The sequence below is a fragment of the Paraburkholderia metrosideri genome (assembly GCF_904848625.1).
Classification (GTDB): Bacteria; Pseudomonadota; Gammaproteobacteria; order Burkholderiales; family Burkholderiaceae; genus Paraburkholderia; species Paraburkholderia metrosideri.
Map to the genome: position 1 here is coordinate 133,330 of NZ_CAJHCP010000010.1, position 24,078 is coordinate 157,407.

At 60.7% G+C, this 24,078-nt stretch carries 22 protein-coding genes; 10 read left to right on the plus strand and 12 right to left on the minus strand.

Annotated features, from left to right (window positions below; all coding sequences use genetic code 11):
- Positions 1-89 precede the first annotated feature (89 nt).
- Complete coding sequence (locus tag LMG28727_RS22890) at positions 90-356, plus strand: cupin domain-containing protein (protein WP_201644598.1); 267 nt, start codon at positions 90-92, stop codon at positions 354-356.
- Between the two features lie 86 nt (positions 357-442).
- On the opposite strand, the gene LMG28727_RS22895 is transcribed toward LMG28727_RS22890, so the two are convergent.
- Together LMG28727_RS22895 and LMG28727_RS22900 are read right to left on the minus strand one after the other, a co-directional pair.
- Positions 443-1,558 (minus strand): succinylglutamate desuccinylase/aspartoacylase family protein, encoded by a 1,116-nt coding sequence (locus LMG28727_RS22895; protein ID WP_201644599.1) that lies wholly within the window; start codon positions 1,556-1,558, stop codon positions 443-445.
- 40 nt (positions 1,559-1,598) lie between these two features.
- Complete coding sequence (locus LMG28727_RS22900) at positions 1,599-2,366, minus strand: transporter substrate-binding domain-containing protein (RefSeq protein ID WP_201644600.1); 768 nt, start codon at positions 2,364-2,366, stop codon at positions 1,599-1,601.
- Positions 2,367-2,484: 118 nt separating this feature from the next.
- On the opposite strand from LMG28727_RS22900, the gene LMG28727_RS22905 reads away from it, so the two are divergent.
- Positions 2,485-3,405, plus strand: a complete 921-nt coding sequence (locus LMG28727_RS22905; protein ID WP_201644601.1) for a LysR family transcriptional regulator — start codon at positions 2,485-2,487, stop codon at positions 3,403-3,405.
- A gap of 447 nt (positions 3,406-3,852) precedes the next feature.
- A complete protein-coding gene (locus LMG28727_RS22910; protein ID WP_201644602.1) occupies positions 3,853-4,707 on the plus strand; it encodes an oxidoreductase in 855 nt (284 codons plus the stop codon).
- Between the two features lie 16 nt (positions 4,708-4,723).
- Here LMG28727_RS22910 and LMG28727_RS34675 read toward each other — a convergent pair whose 3' ends face one another.
- From LMG28727_RS34675 to LMG28727_RS22960, 9 genes are all read right to left on the minus strand, one after another.
- Positions 4,724-5,140: a rubredoxin gene (locus LMG28727_RS34675; protein ID WP_201644751.1), complete on the minus strand. Its 417-nt coding sequence runs from the start codon at positions 5,138-5,140 to the stop codon at positions 4,724-4,726.
- A gap of 285 nt (positions 5,141-5,425) precedes the next feature.
- On the minus strand, positions 5,426-6,502 hold the full coding sequence (locus tag LMG28727_RS22925) for an alpha/beta hydrolase (protein ID WP_201644603.1): 1,077 nt from the start codon (positions 6,500-6,502) through the stop codon (positions 5,426-5,428).
- Between the two features lie 193 nt (positions 6,503-6,695).
- The gene (locus LMG28727_RS22930) at positions 6,696-7,934 is read right to left on the minus strand and encodes an aromatic ring-hydroxylating oxygenase subunit alpha (protein ID WP_201644604.1); all 1,239 of its coding nucleotides are present in this window, start codon (positions 7,932-7,934) and stop codon (positions 6,696-6,698) included.
- A gap of 231 nt (positions 7,935-8,165) precedes the next feature.
- The gene (locus tag LMG28727_RS22935; RefSeq protein WP_201644605.1) at positions 8,166-9,617 is read right to left on the minus strand and encodes a glycosyltransferase family 2 protein; all 1,452 of its coding nucleotides are present in this window, start codon (positions 9,615-9,617) and stop codon (positions 8,166-8,168) included.
- Positions 9,618-9,693: 76 nt separating this feature from the next.
- On the minus strand, positions 9,694-10,299 hold the full coding sequence (locus LMG28727_RS22940) for a cytochrome b (protein ID WP_201644606.1): 606 nt from the start codon (positions 10,297-10,299) through the stop codon (positions 9,694-9,696).
- A gap of 327 nt (positions 10,300-10,626) precedes the next feature.
- Positions 10,627-11,730 carry an SAM-dependent methyltransferase gene (locus LMG28727_RS22945; RefSeq protein ID WP_201644607.1) on the minus strand — a complete coding sequence of 368 codons (1,104 nt, stop codon included), beginning with the start codon at positions 11,728-11,730 and terminating at the stop codon, positions 10,627-10,629.
- A 63-nt stretch (positions 11,731-11,793) separates the two neighbouring features.
- Entirely contained in the window at positions 11,794-12,570 is a 777-nt protein-coding gene (locus LMG28727_RS22950; RefSeq protein WP_201644608.1) for a DUF1295 domain-containing protein, read from the minus strand.
- A 65-nt stretch (positions 12,571-12,635) separates the two neighbouring features.
- Positions 12,636-13,253 carry a lipocalin family protein gene (locus tag LMG28727_RS22955; RefSeq protein ID WP_201644609.1) on the minus strand — a complete coding sequence of 206 codons (618 nt, stop codon included), beginning with the start codon at positions 13,251-13,253 and terminating at the stop codon, positions 12,636-12,638.
- Between the two features lie 93 nt (positions 13,254-13,346).
- On the minus strand, positions 13,347-14,189 hold the full coding sequence (locus LMG28727_RS22960) for a DMT family transporter (RefSeq protein WP_201644610.1): 843 nt from the start codon (positions 14,187-14,189) through the stop codon (positions 13,347-13,349).
- A 106-nt stretch (positions 14,190-14,295) separates the two neighbouring features.
- On the opposite strand from LMG28727_RS22960, the gene gcvA reads away from it, so the two are divergent.
- The 7 genes from gcvA to LMG28727_RS22995 all read left to right on the plus strand — a co-directional run bounded on the left by gcvA (position 14,296) and on the right by LMG28727_RS22995 (position 22,521).
- The gene (gcvA, locus tag LMG28727_RS22965; protein WP_201644611.1) at positions 14,296-15,204 is read left to right on the plus strand and encodes a transcriptional regulator GcvA; all 909 of its coding nucleotides are present in this window, start codon (positions 14,296-14,298) and stop codon (positions 15,202-15,204) included.
- A gap of 299 nt (positions 15,205-15,503) precedes the next feature.
- Positions 15,504-15,707 (plus strand): DUF3562 domain-containing protein, encoded by a 204-nt coding sequence (locus LMG28727_RS22970; RefSeq protein ID WP_201644612.1) that lies wholly within the window; start codon positions 15,504-15,506, stop codon positions 15,705-15,707.
- A gap of 558 nt (positions 15,708-16,265) precedes the next feature.
- A complete protein-coding gene (locus LMG28727_RS22975) occupies positions 16,266-16,727 on the plus strand; it encodes a GNAT family N-acetyltransferase (RefSeq protein ID WP_201644613.1) in 462 nt (153 codons plus the stop codon).
- Between the two features lie 605 nt (positions 16,728-17,332).
- Positions 17,333-17,836, plus strand: coding sequence for a fimbrial protein (locus LMG28727_RS22980; protein ID WP_328811204.1), 504 nt, complete (start codon positions 17,333-17,335; stop codon positions 17,834-17,836).
- A gap of 86 nt (positions 17,837-17,922) precedes the next feature.
- Complete coding sequence (locus tag LMG28727_RS22985; protein ID WP_201644615.1) at positions 17,923-18,687, plus strand: fimbria/pilus periplasmic chaperone; 765 nt, start codon at positions 17,923-17,925, stop codon at positions 18,685-18,687.
- Positions 18,688-18,794: 107 nt separating this feature from the next.
- Entirely contained in the window at positions 18,795-21,377 is a 2,583-nt protein-coding gene (locus tag LMG28727_RS22990; protein WP_201644616.1) for a fimbria/pilus outer membrane usher protein, read from the plus strand.
- 139 nt (positions 21,378-21,516) lie between these two features.
- The gene (locus LMG28727_RS22995) at positions 21,517-22,521 is read left to right on the plus strand and encodes a fimbrial protein (protein WP_201644617.1); all 1,005 of its coding nucleotides are present in this window, start codon (positions 21,517-21,519) and stop codon (positions 22,519-22,521) included.
- A 128-nt stretch (positions 22,522-22,649) separates the two neighbouring features.
- Here LMG28727_RS22995 and LMG28727_RS23000 read toward each other — a convergent pair whose 3' ends face one another.
- A complete protein-coding gene (locus LMG28727_RS23000; protein ID WP_201644618.1) occupies positions 22,650-24,053 on the minus strand; it encodes an MFS transporter in 1,404 nt (467 codons plus the stop codon).
- Positions 24,054-24,078 lie beyond the last annotated feature (25 nt).

The window sequence follows — 24,078 nt, forward strand, 5'->3', positions numbered from 1 at the left end:
AGGCCACTAGATCGAAGCCCTGCAGGCTTCTGCACAATCCGGTGAATAGCGTTAAAGTCGGCTTCACTATTCCCCACGATGGTGACTCCATGAACCGCACCACTTTCACCGAAAGCCTGACGAAAGACGGCTTCCCCGAGGCTGTACTGGTGACACGCGAAGCCAATATCACGATGGATGTCCACCAGCATCCCTTCGAAGCAAAGGCGCTGATTGTCGAAGGCGATATGCACATTCGTGTCGGTGATGAAGAACGCACGTACAAGGTTGGCGACGTCTTTCACTTGCGGGCGAATGAAGCCCATTCGGAGCGCTATGGTCCGAATGGCGTGACCTATCTGGTCGGAAGAAAATAGCCGCGTAGCAACGCCATGAAAAACGGACGCGTTTCTGATTTACAGAAACGCGTCCGTTGTTTTCAGTCGTCGGCCAGCAGAAGGCTTTACGCGCCCAGCAAAACGCCCGTCCTGAACGCGCGCGTTCCAGTCACACGTCCTAATGGCGCGCCCGTCGTCACGAAGCGAATCGCACGTCGCATATAAAGCACGCCCTCTGTGTTGCTGCAAATCGTCGTGGTCTCGTCGGTCAATGGGTCGACGATATCGAATAGCGCCTGACCGACACGAATCGTGTCGCCGATTTTCGCGCGATGCACGAGAATCCCGCTGACAGGTGCGTAAAACTGCTCGCTGCCGGCGAGCGGCGTTGCGGGCGACGACAACGCCGGTAAAGGCTTCGCGTCAAGCCGGATCGCCTTGCGCCACACGAGGTAATCGACAATCGCGTCCGCATCTTCCTGCGCCACTTCGTACGACACGTCACGCTGACCGCGACATTCCACCGTCACGGCAATTGTGCCGTTCGGCACCGGCTTGTCGGCAGGCATCTGCTGCTGCAACGTCCACCACAACAGGCTATGCGTTTCATCAAACGACTCACCGCCTGAATTGGTCGCGAGTAACGACGCCTGCGCGCCGAGATAGCGCGACAACGGCTCGAACTCGAGCCATGCCGCCTCGCTCGTATAGACGTGCATCGCGGCTTCGAGCGAACAATGCAGATCGATCACCACGTCGGCATCGAACGAGAGCTTCAGCATCGCCAGTTGCAGCGACTCGAATTCGGTCAGCGGCTTCTGTTCGGCGAGTTCTGCGGCGATCAACTCGCGAACGATTCGGCGGTTCTCTTTCGCATCGGAACCCAATGCTTCTTTCGCGCGAGCAACCAGTTTCGAGAATTGCAGGAAGTGTCGATTGAAGTTCTTGCCGCTGCCCAAGTCGAAACGTCCAAGAAACTGACCCAGCACGTACTGACCGAGACCGACCGGATTTGCCACCGGCACCAGCACGATTTCCGCCTCCAGCAAGCCCTGCTTTTCCAGCTCGATCAGGCGCCGCTTGAGCAACACGGTCGTCAGCATCGCAGGCGTTTCATCGGCATGCAACGACGACTGGATATAGATCTTTTGCCCGCTATTTTCCGGGCCAAAATGAAACGACACCAGCTCGCGGTGCGTGCCGATAGCCGGCGATAGAAGCGGAATCGATTGCCTGTTCATGAGCGGAAAGCCTGCGGAAGAAGAGTAGGAAATAAGAGAATCAGTTACCGTACGGATCGAAGTCGAAGTACTTCTTCGCGATCTGCGCGTACGTGCCGTCTTTGAGCATCGACGCGATGGCTGCATTGATCGACGCCTGTACCGCTGTTTCGTCTTTGCGCAGGCCGATGCCGACGCCGCGATCACCCATTGACAGCGGCTCGCCGACAAATGCAAAGCCCTTGCCCGCCGGCGTGCGCAAAAAGCCGATGTCCGCTTCCACTGAACCGAGCAACGCGCCGTCGAGGCGTCCGTTCTGCAAGTCCGCGAATACTTCGTCCTGTCCCTTGTAGGGGATCACATGCGCGCCGATTGGCGCCCAGTTCTTCAACGCATATGCCTCGAACTGCGTGCCCGATTGCACGCCGATCTGCTTGCCGGCCAACGCGTTCGCACGGCCCGCGAGCGGCGAACCTTGCCGCGCGACCAGACGCGACTTGAACTGGAATATCTTCGATGAAAACAGAATCTGTTGTTCACGCTTGTCGGTGATCGCCATCGACGAAAGAATCGCGTCGATCTTGCGCGCCTGGAGCGCGGGGATCATCCCCGAAAACTCCAGTTCGACCCACTGACAGCGGGCGTGAATGCGTCGGCAGATCTCGTTGCCGAGATCGACGTCGAAGCCTTTGAACGTGCCGTCGGGTGCCTTGGCGTCCATTGGCGGATAGCTGGGGTCGATGCCCAGACGCAGGGTGGTCGACTCAGCGGCGAACGCACCGCTGCTGAAAGTCAGCGCGGCGCTCAGGATCATCAGCGGAATTTTCATGGGGCGAAGAGTGGTTGCGGGCTGGATCACCAGCATCGTAAGTCGTGTTTGCGCCTCAAAGAAAGTCCCATTCGGACTATCATGATCACTTTTACCGATCACTCGACGGAACACGCGCATGGCGTTGACGATCTCCCAGTTGCGCGCTTTCACGGCGGTTGCCGAGCACGGCAGCATTCGCGCGGCGTCGCGGGCGCTGGGTATTGCGCAGAGTGGGATCACGCAGCAGTTGCAGAACCTCGAATCGATGCTGGGCGCGACGCTATTCACGCGCACGAATCGCGGCATCACGCTGACAGCGCTGGGTCAGCGGCTATTGCAGCGGGCGGGGGCAATCATCGGTGAATGCGAGCGGGCCGAACAGGAAGTGCAGCAATTGCGTGGTGACTATGTCGGCGAAGTCACGTTCGGCATGACTACCGAGCCGCTCGTCGATGCGTCCGCGCCGGTGCTGATGGAATTTCGCACGCGCTTCGAACGGGTCGCCGTGCATCTGCGCACCGGCACGTCGCGGATGATGATTTCGTGGATTCGCGAAGGCACGCTGGACTTCGCCGTAGCGCTGGTGTCCAGGCATACGGACACGGCTGATCTGTCGGTGACGCCGTTGTATCCGTCCGATCCGGTGATCGTGTGCCGGCAGGGTCATCCGAAAGCGGGCGCGACCTCGCTCGCCGAACTCGCTGACTGCACGTGGGTCGCCACGCGCTCGCCGAATCTTACCGACGATCCGCAGGTCAACCGTTTGAACCATCTGTTCGAAAGCCACGGTTTGCCGCCGCCGACAATCATCGCGACCGTGGAGGGGTTGTACGAGGCGTTGCACCTGGTGGGCGCAACGGATTGTCTGTCGCTGGAGTCGTCGGTCGTGGTGAAACGCGGGCCGTTGTCGGGCACGCTGACGTCGATTCCGGTGCGCGAGAAAGCGGTCGAGCAGAACGTCTGTCTGCTGCAACGCGCGGCGATTCCGCTGACGCCCGCCGCGCAGGAGTTGGCGACGATGATCGCTTCGTACACGCGAACGGTGCGGGCGCGGTGAATGCAGATTGAGCGCGTCAACCTGTCGAACCAGGGTACGCCCAGAACGTGGACGAAACGAACGAAGACTCCGTAGCAAAGCAGAACAGTCGCCACGGAGAATTGATACATGCCGGTTCATTCATTCGCCAGCCATGCCCATTTGAATGCTGCCGTTTAACAATCAGCATTTAGCGTCACCGTCGCTAATGCATTCGTCGCAAGCCCGTCCCGTCAAAGAGAGTTAAGCTAGTCTTTTGATTTTGCTCGCGGCGATACGCGTCGATACACGATTTCTCCCACGGGCCTTCAATCAGCTCGCTATGCCCGAGTCGCCGGGACCCTGCGGCGACAGGCCATGCTTCACGCTGAGCACCGCCATCAAACAGTTGCAAACATGACCGGCAACGCACATCGCACGGTCGTGTCCGAGTATTCACCCGCCGTAGACCATCGAGGAGTTTCCCAAATGATGAATCGAGACAATCCCGTCTGGCTGATTACAGGCTGTTCAACTGGCTTCGGCCGCGAGCTGGCGAAGCTGGTACTGGAGCGTGGCTGGCGCGCCGTCGTAACCGCGCGCGACCCGTCGAAAGTGAAAGATATTGCCGAAGGACACGGCGACCGCGCGCTGGTTTTACCGCTCGACGTCACCAACCGGACCCAGGTTGAAGAGACCGTCAAGCAGGCAAAAGAGCATTTCGGCCGCATCGACGCACTCGTCAACAACGCGGGCTACGGCTATCTGGCGGCGATCGAGGAAGGCGAAGACGACGACGTTCGCGCGATGTTCGAGACCAACGTGTTCGGTCTGGTCGACATGACGAAGGCCGTGTTGCCGATCATGCGCGAGCAGCACAGTGGTCTGATCGTCAACGTGTCGTCGATTGGCGGCATTACGAGCTTTGCGGCGACCGGCTATTACCACGCGACCAAATACGCGGTCGAGGGTCTCTCGGAATCGCTGGCGCAAGAGGTGAAGCCGCTGGGTATCGGTGTTCTGATCGTCGAACCGGGCCCGTTCCGCACCAACTGGGCGGGTCCGTCCATCAAGCAGTCGGGGACCGTGATCGACGACTATGCGGACACGGCCGGCGTGCGCCGCAAGCAGACCGAACAGCGCAGCGGCAAGCAGGCTGGCGACCCGGTGCGCGCCGCCCAGGCGATCATCGACGCCGCGCTGTCGGATCAACCGCCGTTGCGTCTGCTGCTCGGCAAGATGGCGCTCGAGTTGGCGTACAAGAAGCTGGACTTCATGCGCGGCGACTTCGATACATGGAAGACGTCAACTGAAGGTGCGGACTATCCGGACGGAACCGCCTGATGCGCCGCGCAGGCCGTTAAAACTCGACCAGCGCGAAATCTTCCTTGCCCACGTCGCAAAGCGGGCAACGCCAGTCGGCCGGGACATCTGCCCAGCGGGTGCCCGGCGCGATACCTTCGTCCGGCAAACCGGTGGCCTCGTCGTAGACCCAGCCGCAGATCACGCAGACCCACTGCTTGAAGTCATCCGCTGAAGCGGTATTATCGGGCGCCGCTTCAGCCGGGCTGGCCGCGTGCGATGCCGGCGTTTTATCGAGGCTGACGACCAGCGGAGCGTCCGTGCCCCCGCCGCCGCTGGCAACGCGCGCTTGCAGGCTTTCCAGCAGGCTTTGCGCTTCGGCCTGAGTCAGATCGATCCAGTAGGGATCGCCCGCGCCGTCGTTGAGTCGCTCGGGAGAAAACTGGATTTCTACGGCTACGCCCTTCTTGTACATGGCAATCGGAATATCGATGAAGCCAGCAACTGCCGGCATAAGGCCGCGAGCCTGATCCGACGGCTCGGCGGCGTAATTAGACGAACTGATTCAGCACGATGGCGGCGATCAGACCTGCAGCGCCGATGAGGCCCAGCAATTGAAGCAAAGTCAGCGATTTTTTCGACGGGGTAGAGATGTGTTGCGTGGTCACGAGCGTTCTTGAAGAGGGGAAAAAGCGAAATGGTACACGGGCGTGAGCGTCGCGCATCCCGATTCGCACAAACCCATGTGCATGAGTTGCCATTATCGCTGTTCAAGCGCGCCGGATTGCCTACCGTGCGGAGATGATCTAATTCTTCGCCGAGGCGATCGATCGTCGATGAAAACAGCCTCGCTGCCGCGCTCGAAGACCGCCGCCACAATCGTCGCTACCGCCAGTGGCTCGAGCGTCAGGCCAATATGGCCGACCTCCGGCACGATCGTGACCGGCACGACCCGCCCCGCTTCCTCGAATACACCGGCAAATGCGTCGGCGTGAAATGCTTCGTCGTTCGCGCCGACCAGAACGTCGAGCGGCCGCCGCGTCGCGCGAATATCGGCGCGGTAGTTGTGGTGCGGTCGAAAATTCTGCATCAGGTTGTATGAATACCGCGGCGTGAGTCGCGCGGCAGCTTCCGGTGCCAACGCAAACGCGACGACGGGCAGATGGTTGAAGAGCGTGATACGCAGCGCGTTGAGAAACGTCAGCGCAACGACGCGCGGGATACCGAGGTTCGCCCATCCGCCAACGGCAGGCGGCGTAGTCGGTGCGTTCTGATGGATGAACGGCGCGAGCAGCACGTAACGGTCGAAGGCCAGCTGCCGGGCGTCGCTCGCGAAACGCAGCGCAAACCCGCCGCCAGCAGAGAAGCCGACCAGGGTGCGCGGTCCGTCCGGCTGAACCGCGTCGAGAAAATCGCCGAGATCGTCTTCGAGTTGTCCGATGTACGCAATCGTTCCTTTCCGGCCAGAGTCGCCATGTCCGCGCATGTCGGGAACGTAGACGTTGTAGCCAGAAGCCGCGAGCGCTTTTGCCAACGTGTGCATGCTGACGCCGCTCGCCGACGAACCGTGAATCAGCACCGCGCTGCCGCGCACCAACGCCGGCCGGGCCGCATAGTGCCGGTAGGCGAGCGCCGTGTTATCGCGTGCGGTGAAGTGTTCGGCGGGAGGTAAATCGGAGGTGTCGACGGATTTGAAAGGCTCGTTGATCGACGCGAGCGGGACTGGCTGTTTCGGGCCGCCCTTCACGAGCGCCACCGCAAGCGCCACGATGACCACGGTGACCAGACCCACAAGACACACGACAACAGGCACGACTGCATGCAGTTCGGTACTCATCGAATGGGCCTCTCTCTCAGGCGATTGATTATCTTTGCGGATGTCCCGCTCGATGAGTCTGCGCGTTGCGCTTATTGTTATCGGACTTCAAACCCGGAAATCACACGGTGTGGTTTCTGGGCCGCCGCTGGGGCACGCCGCTCATCGTCGCCGATGATTGTACGGTCCCTCGCGGCGTCGACAAACCCAAATATCAGGTTTTCGCTAACGGACTGCGTTGGCGCGAATCCCAGAAACGGATCACGGATGTGTCGCTCATGCCTGCGCCCACTACCAGGTCCGGCGCGCCGCCGTCGCGCAGCAACGCGCGCAGTTCGTTGATGACCGGAAACACCTCGTGATTCCAGTCCGCGCCTTGCGAGTCATGGGCGCGCTGTTCAGCTTCGACGATCTCGCGATCTTCCTTGAAGATGCGTTCTGTGAACCACACCAGCAGCGGCCACGCGAGATTCAGCACACCGGGAATGCCGGGCTTGCGGATCGACAGCAGGCCGAACGTGCGATTGGTGCGCTGTTCGCGGTCGAGCGGCACGTAGACGATCCACAGGTCCATCACCAGCGTCTGTTCGGACGTACGAATTTTCAACGTCTGATACGGATACTCGGTGCGGATCGTCATCACATCTTTGTCGTTGTCGCCGCCGGTTTTACGGCTTTGACCGAACACGATCGCCTCGCCAATTGGCTGCTGGCCGGCCATACGCGCAAACGTGTAGTCGACTTCAACCCACCCTTCGCCGCGCCGCCGACCCAGCGAACGCGCACGCATCTGCCCCATCTGCTTGCGGTGCAGAAACTGATGGTTCATATCCATCAGGTTCTCGTGCATGAATGAATAATGGCAATTCACCGGACGGCCGAAGCGGCGCGTCTTGTACTTCTTGTCTGCGACGGAGCCAAGGTCAGGCAGCGGGCGTTGCTCGGCCAGTGCGGCATCGCCGGGAAATACGAAGATCAAGCCTGCGAGTTCCTGGCAGGGGTAGGAGCGCACGCCATTCGGCAAACGCTCGCGGCCCAGATACGGCACGTCGATACACTTGCCCGAGCAGTCGTAGGTCCAGCCGTGATAACCGCAACGAATCGACTCGCCGTCCACGACACCCTGATGCAACGGCACCTGTCGATGCGCGCAACGGTCCTCCAGCGCAAACACCTTGCCGGATTCCGTGCGCGCCAGCACGATCGGGTCGCCCGCGAACGTGACGCCGTGAGTCTTACCCGCTTTCACTTCATGCGACCATGCGAGCGGATACCAGTAGTCGGGGTGAATGCCGACGCGGCGCAGATCGCGCACCGGCGCGTCGTTGACGGCGACGCCCGGCGCATGCGCAGGAGCCGCTGTATGAGCGGGATGTTGCGACGCTGCTTGCGCAGGCGGCGCATCGACGGTTGCATCGACGATGTCTTGTTCGAGCGGTGGAACAGCATGCATACGTGAAGTCTCCGTGCACGGGCGGATAGTAGGTCGTCGCCCTGTTGACGAAGGGCGGCATCGTCGCCAGTCTACTAGAAGCGGCCACCGCATGGGTCGGATGGCGGCAGGGCGGCCCGATGCAGGGCGCCTCCACCCCGGCGCGCACGCGCCGTGCCAGCAGCAGCAGCTTCCATGCTGCGTGCTCGCCGAGGGGCTCGTTTGAATGCTTTAGAAAACGCGCCGTGCCGGCTAACGCTCGTCGGGCGCCACCAGGCCCGAACGCCGCTGCACACCCCACGTGCGTCCGCCGCGCAGGAATTGCAGCCAGCCGAGCGCCGCACCGGCATGGCGTATCAGTTGGAAAGTGAACGGTTCGGCCACCGCCGCGAGCATCGCCATGCCCAGACTGTTGCCGCTGCGCTCGCCCGTCCAGCGGCGATACAGGTGAATGCTCCACAGGTAAAACGCGAGGTCGATCGCCGTTTTCACGCCGATCACGCTGAAGATCGACACCACGATCGCACCATGGCCGCCGAACAGAAAGCCGAGCAGCAGCGCGAACGCCGTCAGACCATAAATGGGCTGCATCGTGTCGATCGCCTTGACGGGGAGCATCAGCATGCCGAGCGTGCCATAACGCGGATTGCCGGTCATGTCGCGATTCCAGTATTGCGTCTGCAGGAAGCCCGCGAACCAGCGGCGACGTTGCCGCAAGAAGCTGCCGAGGTTGTCCGGCGCGTCGGTGCGCGCATGGGCGTCGCCTACTACCCGCACGTCCCAGCCAAGATCGTGGTCGACCGAATAGCGGCGCAAGCGGTGAATCAGTTCGTAGTCTTCGACCAGACATTGCGGATCGAAGCCACCGACGTCGACCAGCGCATCCCGCCTGAACGACGCAAACGCGCCGGAGATCAGCAGCAGACTGTCGGCGCGCATCCATGCAAAACGGGCGATGAAGTTGCGCATGTACTCGTAGGTCTGGAACCACTGGAACACGCGGCCCGACACCGATTTGCCACAAACCGGCACCAGAATGCCGGCGGCGGCGACCAGCTTCGGCTCGCTGGCGAACGCGGCGCGCATCGCGTAGGTGGCGTCGTCGTCGAGTAGCGTGTCGGCGTCGACGGTCATCACGGTTTCCGTGTTCATGACCGTGATCGCGGCGTTCAGCGCGCGAGCCTTGCCCCCGTGCGGCACGCGCAGCCAGAACAGGTTCGGGTACAGCGCGCTGGCGGCGCTCAGCACGCCGTCGGCAGCAGGGGTGAGGCCGAAGCGTTCGGCGAGGAGTTCGCGGGTGGCATCAGTCGAGCCGTCGTCGGCAATCACAATCTGCGCGGGACCGTGCGTCTGCCGCAGCAATGCCGCAAGGGTGACCGGCAGCACAGCCGCTTCGTTATGCGACGCGACGATCACCCCCATGTCCGGCAGGTGGCGCTGGTCGCGGTCAGCGTCGAGCGGCGGCGTGCGGCGCATCAACGGCAGCGACTTCCACGTGACGAACGCGAGCAGCAACGTGTCGTACACCACGTACGCAATACCGGTCGACCAGGCCAGCGCGCCTTTCAGGAAGAACGCGCGGGCGAACAGCAGCAGCCACAAGGCGACGACACTGAAATGAATCAGCGTGCTCGACAGCGTCGTGTGTCGCGGCACAATGCGCGGCGACGCAAGAGCGAGGGCCTGTTCAAGGGTTTTCTTCAAAGTGGCTGCCGGGTTTGTTGTTGCTGCAACGGGTGGAAGGAAGTCTTGAAGCCGCACTTGATGCCGTACGAGCCGCTCACGGCACCATGCGCTTCAGAACCGATTTACGATCGATCCACTGATGCTTCAGCGCACCGCCGATATGCATCGCGAGCAATGCATAAAGCGCGTAACCGAGCCACGTATGCAATGCGCCGAAGCGGTCATGCAAATGCAAGCTTTCCTTCAGCGCCGGATCGAGATTCATCACGAAGCCGATACGCGGCCACGGGAACAGATTGAAGAGGCGCATCGGGTGCGTGGCCGCGTCTTTCCACGCGGAATCGTGCAGCCAGCCGGACAACGGCAGCGCAATCATCAGCAGATACAGCAGAAAGTGGGCGACATGCGCAGCCATTTTTTCCCAAGATGGAAACTCGCGCGGCAGCGGCGGCGGCTTGTGCGACACACGCCACAACACGCGTAGCAGCGCAAGACCCAGTACCGTGATGCCGATCGACTTGTGCGTATCGACCACCGGACGCACCCAGTCGTCGGGCAACGAATCTGCGCTCAGGCCGAGCACGACGTTGCAGATGATCAGCAGCGCGATCAGCCAGTGCAGCGTGATGGCTGTTCTGGTATAGCGCGTCGGCACTGGCGTGCCGGTCGAATCGGCCAGAGAGTCGGCATGGGAATTCATGATGGGTCCGTCCGCGAATTCAATGCTGCGAAAGCTGTTTGAAAAAACGGCTCCTAGGGGAGCAGAGTCCGGATGCGCTGCCGGTATTGAGCTAACGCTTCAGTTTGCCGTTTTATTCCGCTACGCGCTTAAATGGTTGTTTCAGATTATTTCTGATCGCGCGAGATGAGGAGCGTTCATCGGGAACGCAAAGGTGCCGGTATCGGATAGAGCGCTATTGTCGTTGCTTTGGCGCGGCTTCGCTGGGGGTGCGTGAGAAACGCGAAATCGAAATCTGATTGAAAGACCGGCGCGCATCGGTCTTAAACACGACAGCCCGGCCTTCGTTTATCGCTTCACAAACCGGTAATGCCCAACGCCCCATTCATTCCCGTTCGCGTAACCGAACAATTCGGCCACCGCCATGTAAAACATCCGCCAGCGCTGTAACCAGACCGCAGCGTCTGTCGCTCCATAGGTATCCACGAGCATGGGCATCACGCGGTCACGCGCGGCGTCGAGCGCGGCCAGCCATTGATTCGCGGTGCGCTCGTAGTGCGTGCCACTCACCCACCACTGACGTTCGATTCGCAGATCGTCCTGAAAATTCAGCAGCAGCGCTTCTGACGGCATCGTGCCGCCGGTGAAAAAGTACTTCGACATCCAGTCGCTGCCGTCCTGAACGTCGAAGTGATAGGCGAGCGTGCGATGCACGAAGATATGCACGAACAGCTTCGCACCGTCGCGCATCCAGCCGGAGATTTTCTCCAGTAACAGGCCGTAGTTCTTCATATGCTCGAACATTTCAATCGACACTACACGGTCGAAGCCACCGCGAAGCTGCGCGTCGTCGAATTCGAAATCGACGATATTGCCCGTCACCACCGTTAGATTGCGCAAGCCCGCCTCCGCCGCGCGAGCTTCGATGAACGCACGCTGTCCGTGCGAGTTCGACAACGCGACAATGCGCGCATGCGGATATCGCGCCGCCAGCCATAGCGACAACGACCCCCAGCCACAACCCAGATCGAGAATGCACTGACCGTCAGCCAGCTCCGCGCGTTCGGCGTAGCGTTCGAGCATGGCCGACTCCGCCTGCGCAAGCGTCTCGTTACCGGTCGGATAGAGGCAACACGAGTACTTCAGATGCGGCCCGAGATGGGCATGAAAAAACGCTGCGGGGACCTCGTAATGCTGCGCGTTGGCGGCCTGCGTTTCGATTGCAATGGGACTCGCGCGCAGATCGTCGAGTAGACGGTTCAGCCGTTGCGCACGCAACTCGCCGTTGTTGATCGCTTCGTCGCGCAAGCGTTGCCGCATCAACTGCCGCATACCGAAGCGGATCACGCCGTCAGGCAGCCAGCCGCGCTCGCAACTGTGGATCAGCCAGCCATCGCGAGTGTCGGCGGGCGATGACGGCGGCATCGTGTGATCGGTCGTTGACAGGCTCATGTGGCTGACTCCGTTGGCGTTATTGTCGATTTATCTAAAGGCTGAAAGCGTGCTCGAGCTTCTTCAGTGCCGCGGCGGCCAGGGAATCAGCGCGCTAGTGGTGCGCATGTAATCGGCGTAACCCGGACGCCGTTTCGCCATGCTTTCTTCGAGCAACGGAATGCCGGAAAGCTTCAGCAGCAAGAACGCCATCAGCACGGGTGGCAACAACGTGAACCAGGCCCACGTGCTACCCATCGACAACGCGATATACGCGAGCCAATGCACGCATTCGAAGAAATAATTCGGATGTCGCGAGTAACGCCATAAGCCGACCCGGCAAACCGTGTCGTGATTGGCCGGGTCCGCCTTGAAGCGCTGAAGCTGCCGGTCGGCCAGCCCCTCGCCCGCCACCGACGCGATCCACAACACGACAGCGAGCACCAGCCATCCGGTAGACGGTGGCGTCGCGCGGTACGACGGCACGAGGAACGCGATCGACAGCAACATCGAGATCACGACTTGCAACTGGAAGAACCAGAACATCTTGCTGGCGGCCTGATCGCCCCATTGTTCGCGGAAGCGGTGATAACGCGCGTCTTCCGGCTTGCCAAAGTTGCGCTTCCATAAATGCGTGCCGAGTCGCGTGCCCCACACCAGCCCGCCGAGCGCGGTCAGCGCCCGGGTCAACGGGTCGCCGGTGCCGAGCACGGCATACAGCACGGCAACGAGGCCGAGCGAATAAGCCCAGATGGGGTCGACCATGCCCGCGTTCGCGGTCTTCAACTGCCACGCCCACGTGGCGCTGAAGATCACGACAAGTCCGATCAGGGCAATCACGACAGCGGCAGGTGGCGACATGCGACTCTCACTTTATGGCGATGCGGGTTATACGCGAGAACGCTGGAATCGGATGCGATGCCAGGCTAGTCCTTGTCACCGGGAGAAGAGAAACCTGCTTTGCCCACTTGATCCGGCCGTTGCGGCACGCGCCGGAAACGCGACGTGTCGTAGCCCATGGCGTCGAGCCGGGCAAGCAGCGAGCGATACATGTCGTCGCTGATATCGGGCTCGCGCGCGAAGATCCAGCCGAGGCTTTTGTCCGGATAGCCGAGGATCGTATAGCGGTAGTCAGGGTCCACGTAGAGCGTCAGTTGCGTGACATGGACCGGCCAGAACAGTTGCACGCTCCATTCGCCGCCGTCCTTGCCCGGCACCGGCGTGTCGAGGAACTGATAATGCTTTTCCGCTGCATCGAAGCTCTTTTTGCGCGCGTAGTACGAATCGTCGATCTTGCCGTCGGCGCGCAATTTCCATTCCGCGCGGCTACCCAGCATGTCGCGCTCGGCGAAATACGGAATATTCGCGATGATGTACCAGCGGCCCATATAGCGCGGCAAATCGACCGGCACCGTGGACAGCGGCTGGTTCGCCCGGGGATTCGGGTTCGGTGGATCGTTGGAACAGCCGGTGATGGACAGCAGCAGCATGGCGGCCGCGGTTGCGGCCGCAGCGACGGCGGCGACATGGACAATACGGCGCATGACGAAGGCCTCAAACGTAGCGGTGTTAATAGCTACTACGTTCTGGCGGGTCAGATGGATGCGCGGTGCGGTGCGGCGTGCATCCGTGCTGAATCAAAGCCCCAGGCAAACCGCGCCCGCCGCGACGACTACACACGCTAGCCAGCGCTTCCCGCTCACCTCTTCCCGCAACAACACGCGCCCGATCAGCACCGCAAACACGACGCTCGTCTCGCGCAATGCAGACACCGCGCCCATCGCGCCAGACTGCATCGCCCAGATCACAATGCCGTACGCACCAATCGACACCAGCCCGCCGGCCAGCGAAGACCCTACCGCCATCGGCGCGGTCCGCATCGGCGTCCACAACGCGGCCGATCCACGCGACACGACGAACAGCAGCGGCATCAGCCAGTAAAACAGGAACATCCACGCGGTGTAGGCAAGCGCCTGACCGTCAGACAAACGCACGCCAATACCGTCGATCACCGTATACAGCGCAATCGTCGCGCCAGTGGTTAGCGCGGCCAGCGCACCTGCGCGCGACACATGGCTCCCCTGCAACGCGATCGCGAGAATGCCGCCCGAGATCAGCGCAATGCCTAACGCGTGCAGAGGACCGATCGCCTCATGCGCGAAGAATGCCGCGCCGAGCGTGACCAGCAGCGGAGACGAGCCGCGCGCGATCGGATACGCGTGCGCGAGGTCGTTACGTCGATACGACCGCACGAGACTGACGTTGTAGACGATATGCACGAGCCCCGATGCGACGATATACGGCCACGCCGCGCGAGCCGGCGGCGGCACGCATGCGACCACGAGCGTCGAGACCGTTGCGATGGCGATGCTCATCCACGTCATCGAAAGAAAGCGGTCGCGATTGCCATGCAGCATCGCGTTCCAGCTGGCGTGAAGCAGGGCGGCGATGAGGACGAGACCGCCGGTATAACTGAGCATGCTGATTCCGCGTGGTAAATAGGAGCCGAGGTGGAAAGAATATCTATCTTGTAGCCCCGCTACAAACCAGATAAATTCCCTGTTCGCGTTAGATAAACTCTTGCGAATGAAACGACTCCTGCCCCCGCTCAATGCATTGCGGGCCTTCGAGGCCGCAGGTCGCCTCGGCAGCTTCAAGGAAGCCGCCGCCGAATTGCACGTCACTCACGGCGCGATAAGCCAGCACGTGCGTTTGCTTGAAGAATGGCTTGGCGCGCCGCTGTTCGAGCGCCATAACCGGCGCGTGGCGCTGACTCCAGCAGCGCAGGCGTATCTGGCGGAGATCGGCCCGTTGTTCGAGCGGCTCTCGCAGGCAACCGCCCGATACGGCTTCCCCGACACGGTCTCGCGAACCCTCACAGTCAATGCGCCGGCCACCTTCACCTTGCGCTGGCTGATACCGAGGCTGGCGCATTTCCGCGCCGAACACGCCGGTGTGGATGTCGACGTGGACACCTCGAACGAACCGCTGGAGAGTTTGAAGGAGAACTACGACATCATCGTTCGGGGCGGTCCGGACACGTTCTACGGTTACTCGATGCGGCCATTTCTGTCCGAAGAAAGGCTTCCGGTCTGCAGTCCCGCGCTGTTGCAACGATTGCCGCTGCGCACGCCGGACGATTTGCGGCACCACACGTTGCTGCATACATCGAGCCTTCCGCGGCTTTGGCCGGACTGGCTGACGAGCGCAACCATTTCTACGCTCAAACCCGCTGCCACACTCACCTTCGACCATTTTTATCTGACCTTGCAGGCAGCGATCGATGGAATAGGCATTGCGATGGGGCCGACCGCGCTCGCTTCAGACGATCTTGCGGCCGGCCGCCTTGTTACTCCATTTGCCGGTCCTCGTTTGCAGTCGCGGAGTTATTGCACGTATGTTCCGGAGGGAAAATCCGCGAACGAACTGGTCGAGCTTTTCCGCTCATGGCTTGAGCAAGAGGGAAGACGTTCACAAACGGATGCGGCGCCTTAATCAGGTAGTCACCGGAAGCAACCGCACGGGGTCAAGAAAAGCCACGCACCATCGCACCGCCCTGCACCAGCGGCGGGCTTAAAAGCCACCTTTTCTGACCTCCGTCAACGCTATATCCATTGATTTTCCGCTACCGCCCATTGCGCGCGGCTTGATCGCAAAGCAAGAAAATAATCTCTGTGAATCAGATCGCGCGATAGATCGATTCAATTGGCGTGCCGGCGGATCGCATCCTGTAATGGACAGCTGTTGCCCCCCGTACTCCCCTCCCCAACCCGCCGGCCCATCCGGAGATTTTGATGTCGCAGCCTGAACCCGATATAGACGAAGTGGTCAGAAGCATCGCTGAAGAGACCGATACACCCGCGGAAACAGTGTCGCGCATGTACGCGGACACGTTGGCCACTTACCGGCATGAAGCGCGCGTATTCGATTACGTGCCGCTTTTCGCGGCAAAGAAAGTCCGCGATCAACTTCGTCATACATCGAATCGTAAGCACTGACGCGGCGGCGCGCGGAGACCACCGCCTGTCTGATGTCTAATCGTGTGGGGGCGCCCCATTCGCGCGGCGCCCGTTACATGCTCACCCCGGTTCCTCTTTCCTTCTGCCAGACTCTCGCCCTAAGCCATCGAGCTGCGGGGATCGAATGCGCGTGACAAACGTACGCGCGGGTATCGCCAGCCTGTGCGCCGCGCGATGCGAACAGGCTTAAGCCACGCGCGCCTGTCTCCCACTTTCTCTTCCCCCGCACGTCTCGCTTCTTTTCTTGACCAGGACGCCGGCGCACTTTTGTGCGCGCAGCGCATTGCACGCTACACCAAGATGTGGCACAAGATGCGTGGCGCTGAAAGTTGCCTGCTACCCGAGCAATTGCGGTCGATCCACACACTGCCACTGAGGGACCGGCGACACGCTCGTGCACGGCAAACGGCTGGGTGTTATCTACTGGTCATAAACGCAGCGGCCTTTCCGGACGATGTATTTATGCCATCGCGGGCCCGGGGCAATCGTTTCCCGACGTCGTGAATAATTGGCAATCTTTATCGAGGAATTCAGATCATGTCGGACATGTTGAAAATACGCAGCGTTATCCCTGAAGACTTCGACGCATGGCTTCCGCTGTGGGACGCGTATAACGCGTTCTACGGCCGCTCCGGCGAGACGGCACTGCCGCGCGAGATCACGCACATCACATGGGGACGCTTCTTTGACGGCTACGAGCCTATGCACGCGATGATCGCCGAGCGCGACGGTCAGTTGCTTGGTCTGGTCCACTTTCTGTATCACCGTCACACCACGATGGCGGGTCCGATCTGCTACCTGCAAGACCTGTACACACTCGACACCGAGCGCGGCAAAGGCGTAGGCCGTGCGCTGATCGAAGCGGTTTATGTCCGGGCCAAAACGGACGGTGCGCAGCGCGTCTATTGGCAGACGCATGAGACGAACGACACCGCGATGAAGCTTTACGACAAAGTGGCTGACCGCTCGGGGTTCGTCGTGTATCGCAAGGCGTTGTGATCGATGTAATAACGAACCCGCGACTCACGTCGCGGGTCTCAGCCTGCGAGTCGCTTTTGTATTCCGCTCATGTGCGGCGATTCCTTCCTTGTGCGTCTGCGCTCGACTGAGTCGTCAGGCCCGTTCAGCCACTCTGATCCTGGTGACGCTGACCCTATCCCGCTTTTCCCAATTCCCTTTGAAACTGCGAAATTTCCGACTTACAAAGAGAAATGTCGCAATTTCCGTCATAGCTTTCAGAAATCGCCGACCGCTTCGTGCCGAATATACTTAATTTGGAAAAGCGCCCGATTTTTTAAGGCATTTCTGATTTCCCGAACAGCCTCGTTCAACGACCATCTCGACTTCGAACCACAGGCCCATTTCGATGGCTGCGGCGTTCAGAATCCCGCGCCAGCCAAGCCGCGATGGCCGGCATGCGAGCAAAATTTGAACGCCGATTTTCATCGCGATTGCGCACGCGAAAACAAGTTATTGCGTGCAGGCCAATTCAATATGTGCCGCCTTCATCAGCGGCATATTTTATCTAAATAAATTTCAATTATTAAATCGAAGGAACTGCAATGAAATCGATTCGCCTCGTCAAGCTAGCGGCGGCTGCTGCAATGATTATCGCGTTGCCCATTGCCTCGCACGCGGCCGACGGCACGATCACGTTTAACGGAAGCATCACCGCGCAGACCTGCACGATCAACGGCAATGGCGCGGGCGCGAAAGACTTCGTGGTGCAGTTGCCGAAGGTATCGGCATCGTCACTGGCAAGCGCAGGCCAGACCGCTGGCCGCACGCCGTTCAATATCTCGCTGTCGGCCTGCACCCCGGCATCGGGAACGGTCCATGCGTTTTTCGAACCCGGCGCGACCACCAACGCCTCGACAGGCAATCTGATCCTGACCGCAGGGGGCGCGACAAACGTTCAGATTGGCTTGCTCAACTCGGACTTCACCGCCATCAAGGCTGGCTACGCAGACGCGTCGCAAAACTCGAAGGCAGTCACGCTGACCAGTGGCGGCGCGACGCTCTCGTACTTCGCCGAGTACGTGGCGACCGGCGTCGCAACGGCTGGCGCGGCCAATTCGACTGTGATGTACACCCTCGCCTATCAATAAGCGGTTTGCATCAACACAGAGTCGCGGAGCGAATGGCACGATCGCTCCGCGCAGCTTCCTATCCTTCCTTTCTGAGCAAACCAACCATGGCTTTGAAAAGAGCGTTAAGTACTCTGCTGCGCGCAGGCGCAGTGGCGCTCGCTATGGCGAGTGCGTGGCACGCGCAGGCCTCCGTGGTGATTGCCGGCACCCGCATCGTGTATCACGGTGGCGAGGCCGAGCAAACCATCAAGTTGACCAACAGCGGAGAATCACCCGCGTTGACGCAAGCGTGGCTCGACAACGGGGATTCGACCGCGGCGCCTTCCGCGATCACGGTGCCTTTTACGGTGAGCCCCCCGTTCGCGCGGATCGATCAAGGCAAAGGGCAGACGCTGCGCATTCTGTACACCGGTGAACCGCTACCGCAGGACAAGGAGTCGGTGTTCTGGCTGAACGTGCTCGAGGTTCCTCCGAAGCCATCCGCCGCTGCGGCTGAAGCCAATCTCCTGCAAATGGCTTTTCGTACCCGCATCAAGATGTTCTTCCGTCCTGCGGGCCTCAAAGGCAGCGCGAGCGAAGCGCCGGCGCAGATCAGCTGGCGCCTCATCCACGCTGGCGAGCGGAGTTTGCTTGAGGCGCGCAATCCCACGCCGTACCACGTGTCCTTCGCGTCGGTGAAACTCGTCGGCGACGGCAAAACGGCCAACTTCGACGAAGGCGCGATGATCGATCCCGGTCAGACACGTGAGTTGCCTCTTTCAGGCGAAGCGGCAGCGGGCACAACCGCGAGGGTGAGCTATCAAGCCATCGACGACTACGGTGGCCTGATTAACGGCGAAGCCACGCTGGCCCCGTCAAACACGAAATGATTGTCCGGTCAGCCCGATCCGGCTGACTCCTCGTATTTCCAAAATTTGCCATCTGAATGCTGCCAAGGCGGCAGGGTCAAGTTCGTTCGCCGCCAGGAGCCGTCGTCATGCAACGCAGTCCTTTTCGACCTTTTCCGTCACAGTTGTCACCCATCAGCACGATGGTGCTGTCGCTGTTTGCCAGCGCCAATGCGTGGGCAGCCGCCGGCGATCCGGCAGCCCCGCTTCAAGTCGCCGAGGTCGAGTTCAACGACCAGTTCCTCCAGCGCTCACGCGGCGAAAGCGTGGACATTGCACGGTTCAACAAAGGCAATGTCGCGTTGCCCGGCGACTATCGTGCCGATATCTACGCGAACGGTGTGTGGCTCGGTCTCGCCGAAATCCGGCTGCGCGAGTTGAGCACAGAAAGCCCCGACGCGCAGGTCTGCTTCGATCGGGCGCTACTCGAACGAATCGGCGTCGATCTGATGAAGCTGCCGGCCAAAGCCGGCGCACGTCTGCTGGCGGCACAGGCAGGCGAGTGCGTCACGCTCGGTTCGTTGATTCCCGACGCCACCGCGAGCTTCGACAACGGCGAGCAGCGGCTCGACATCAGCGTGCCGCAAGTCGCGCTCGCGCGCACCGCGCGTGGGTATGTCGAGCCCGCTCATTGGGATGACGGTGTCACGGCCGCACGCCTGCAATACGACGCCAACACGTACTACGCGAGCGCGAATGGCGTGAGCTCCGCCCAGACCTATGTGGGCGTGAACGCCGGCATCAACATGGGGCCATGGCGTTTCCGGCATAACGGCAGTCTGAGTTCCAGCAACCAGGCTGGCACCCACTATCAAAGTGTGCAGACCAACCTGCAACGTTCGATCAGGCACCTCAAGAGTCAATTGACCGTGGGTGATGCGTTCACCGACGGTGCGCTGTTCGACAGCGTGGGTTTTCGCGGGGTGCAACTGGCCAGCGACGACCGCATGTACCCCGACTCGCAACGAGGCTATGCGCCGATAGTCCGTGGGATGGCCAATAGCAACGCACGCGTGGAGGTTCGTCAGAACGGCAACCTGCTGTATGAAACGACGGTCGCCCCAGGCGCGTTCGAGATCAACGATCTGTACCCGACCGGTTATGGCGGCAACCTCGACGTGATCATCACCGAGGCGGACGGCACGGTGCGCACGTCGACGGTGCCTTACGCCGCGGCAGTCAATGCGCTACGGCCGGGTATCACCCGTTTCAGCGCCACGCTTGGCCAGTACCGCAATCCAACAGTCGGCATTCATCCGGTCCTGTTCCAGACCACCGTTCAGCATGGCTTCACCAACCTGATCACCGGTTATGGCGGATTCGTAGCGAGTCCAGACTATCTGGCCGCGCAACTCGGAGTTGCCCTCAACACCCGCTATGGCGCCTTTGGCGTCGACCTCACCCAGGCGTCGGCGCACCTGGAGCACGAACCCAACCGCAACGGACAGAGCTTGCGGCTGAGCTATAGCAAGCTGGTCGAGCCGTCGAACACGAATCTGTCAATCGCGGCCTACCGCTATTCGAGCCGCGGCTATCTCGGTCTCGCGGACGCCATGGCGCTGCGCGATCTGGACGAGCGCAGCATGGGCTATGCGGCCAGCGGCACGCAACGCGCCAGACTTCAGCTGACGGTGAACCAGCAACTGCCCGCCGGCTACGGCTCGTTCTATATGTCGGGCAGCAGCCAGAACTACTGGGATCGGAACGGTACCGACACGCAATGGCAGGCGGGCTACAGCAACAGCTATAAGCGGCTGAATTACACCATGGCATTCTCGCGTCAGTTGAATACGCGCAGCAGCAAATGGGACAACCGCGTCATGCTGACACTCGGCATCCCGCTCGGCAACCATCCGCAAGCACCGTATTCGACAACGTCGCTGCAGAGCGGCTCAGGTTCATCGCCTGCCATGGCGACGCAAACGCTCGCGGGCTCGCTCGGTGGCGATGGCGCAATCGGTTACAGCCTGAATGCGAGCCACAGCGGCGCCAATGCGGGCGCGGCCAGCAACACCACCGCGGGTGCCAATGTCGCGTACACCGCGCCATTTGCGTCGGTCAGCGGCAGTGCCAGCAGAAGCCGAAACTACAGTCAGGGCAGCATCAGCGTGAGTGGAGGGGTAGTCGGCTACGCGGGCGGCGTGGCTTTTACGCCGACCATGAGCGACACGCTGGCGATTGTGGAAGCCAAAGACACGGCCGGTGCGCGCGTCACGAACGGCAGCGGATTGCGCATCGACCCGTGGGGACATGCAATCGTATCGAGCCTCAGTCCGTTCACGCGTAATCAGATCGAGATCGATCCCAAGGGCCTGCCTATCGATGTCGAATTGAAATCCACCCAGCAATCGGTGGCACCCACCGCTGGCGCGATCGTGCGACTGAGGTTCGAGACGGAGAACCCCGGACGGGCCGCGATCCTCGGCATTCAGATGCCCAACGGCACGCCAGCGCCGTTCGGTGCTGACGTCCTCGACGAGCAGGGAAAAAGTATCGGCACGATCGCGCAATCGGGACGTGTGATTGCGCGCGGGTTGAAGAGCGAGACCGGCCGGGTGATCGTGAACTGGGGCAGCGACGCGGGAGACCATTGCTCGGCGGATTACTCGCTTCCCAAAATCGACAAAACGATGAGAGCTTCTTACAGCGTGGTGAGTGCGATATGCCGATAGATCGGACTGTGAAGTCGCGCGACATGGCTGCGGTTCGATTTTTCTCTCGAGTTACGTCGACCATTTTTTCAATGCCGATTGATCGCGTATTCCACCACACCATTGGCTGCATTGCGGCTTTCCCAACGGAATTGATCTCGTGAAAATCCTCAAGTATTTGATAGTGGCGGCGTCGCTCGTCTGCTTTTCATCGGCTGCGTCGGCGTGCTCGCCCTTCAACCTGATTCTCGGATGGTTCACCGTCACGCAACCACTCGAAGTGGTCAACAACGCCGCATCGTTGCCGAACGGGACTCTCCTCGCGTTCGTTGATCTTCCGTACGTGACGGGGGGCACCGGTCTCGACAGTTGCCCCGGCCCGATCACGCTCGATTACACCGGCACGCCCGGTGCCTTCAATACGATGAATATCGGTATTCCTGGGATCGGCGGCCGTATCTATTCGGCGTCATCGCAGTATGGAATGCGAACTGGCTATTTGCCTATAACAGGTACCGTCTCCGTGCCAAATACTTCCTCCGCTCAATGGAGTTGGGGTGGTTACTATCGTTTGGAGTTAGTCAAAACAGGTACGATGTATCCTGGATATTATCAATTGCCTACTTCCTGGATGGCCCTAAAAATAAACAACGCGGTCGTCGCGCGTATGAACATTTCCACCGCGAGCCACTCAATCCCGCTGCCACTCGAAATCAAACAATCTCCCACTTGCAGTTTGTCCTCTTCCTCTATCCAGGCATCGCTAGGCGCGGTGCCTGCGCGCAATTTCGGGGGAGTGGGCAGCACCTCGCCGGCCGTACCGTTCAATATCGCACTGAGGTGTTCTGGTGGAGACGCGGGCGTCCTGTCCAGTATCTACGTGACGCTCACCGACCAAAGGTCGCCCGCCAACGTGTCCGACAGGCTGTCGCTCACCGCGGCTTCAACGGCCTCCGGCGTCGCTGTGCAGATATTGAACGGGACCACCGTTCTTAAATTCGGACCTGATTCGAATGTGCCCGGCAATACGAATCAATGGTTCGCCGGAGAATCGGGCAATGGCAGTTTGACGATTCCGCTGACTGCCCGCTATGTGAAGACCGCGACCAACGTCACCCCTGGGACCGCGAATGCGGTGGCTACTTTTACGATGAGTTATCAGTAGAGGCGACGGTCAAACGGGCGCGGATGCAAGCCGCAAAAGAAAAGCGCAGCACCCGGCTGCGCCTTTCTCCCTACCCGTTACACCGCATGAAGCCGTTGACCCTCCGCCCGCGTGTCAAAGCGTCAGCCTCAAGCCTCGAGCTGTTCCAGCACCTTGCCCTTGGTTTCAATCCCAAGAAAGTGCACCGCCAGCGCCGCGACAAACGGCACAGCCGCGAGGATATAAAACGCCACCTGCAAGTTACCGCCAATCATCGTCTTCGACACGATCGCCGGTGCGAAGATTGCCGCGACCTTGAGCCACGCGCCGCCAACACCACAGCCCATCGCACGGATGCTGGTCGGATACAACTCCGGCGTGTACACATAAGCGGTGATAAACCCGCACGCGAGGAAGCCCAGCGCAAACGCGCAGAACGTCGCGACCACATACACCGACGACGCGTGGAACACACCCGCCAGCAACAACGAAACCGCGCATGCGACGAACGACACATTGATGATCGGCTTACGCCCCACCTTGTCGACCAGCAACGCGCAGGTCAACGATCCGATCACGCCCAGCACCGAAGCCGCCACGGCCAGGTTCAGCGCGAGTTGCAGCGGCGCGTGATAGATGGTGCGATAGATCGTCGGCAGCCAGGTCGAGAGACCGTACTGGATGAACCCGCAGGTGATCCACAACATGGCGACGGCCAGCGTGCGCTTCAGATACGCGCGACCGAACAGATCCGACATCCGGCGCTTAGGATGACGATTCGCCATCGCGTCGAACTCGGCTGAATTCGTGACAGGCGGCAACGGGCCTTTAGCGGCACGCTCGAATGCCAGCACCGCAGCGTCGGCTTCAACCATCCGCTCACGCTCGGCGAGCCAGCGCGGCGATTCCGGCACGAGCTTGCGCAGCACGAAGAACAGAATCAACGGCATGCCGCCGATGAAATACATCGCTTGCCAACCAAAGCGCGGCACGATCCATGCACCCAACGCATTCGAGGCCAGCAGCCCAACCGGGAAAACAATTTCATACAGCAGCACGAACCGTCCACGGCCATGTGCACGGCTGATCTCGTTGATATAAGTCGCGGCCACCGGCAATTCGCCGCCGAGCCCTAAACCTTGAATCACGCGCAGCGCGACGAATACGGCGAACGTCGGCGCAAAACCGCACGCGATACTCGTGATGCCGATAATCCCCGAACTCAACGCAATCGCCTTCACACGACCATTGCGCTCCGCAAACCACGGGAACACGAAGGCGCCGATCAACTGACCGATCGAACCCGAGCCGATCAGAAAGCCGATTTCCCACGGCGTCAGTTGCCACTTCGCAATCAGGATCGGCAGTGTGGCCGCGATCGCGATCACGTCGAAGCCGTCGAAGAACGTTGCGAGACCGATCAGGATACGCGCGCGTACCTGCATCGCATTCGCCGGCATCCGCTCCAGACGCGCGATGATCGAGCCCCGGGTCACGGGGCCTGAGACACCGGCGCTGCTGCGGTCCCCCAATGTGTTGTCGATGGTTCTCATGCCGTAGTGCCGTCCGTAGATGTGG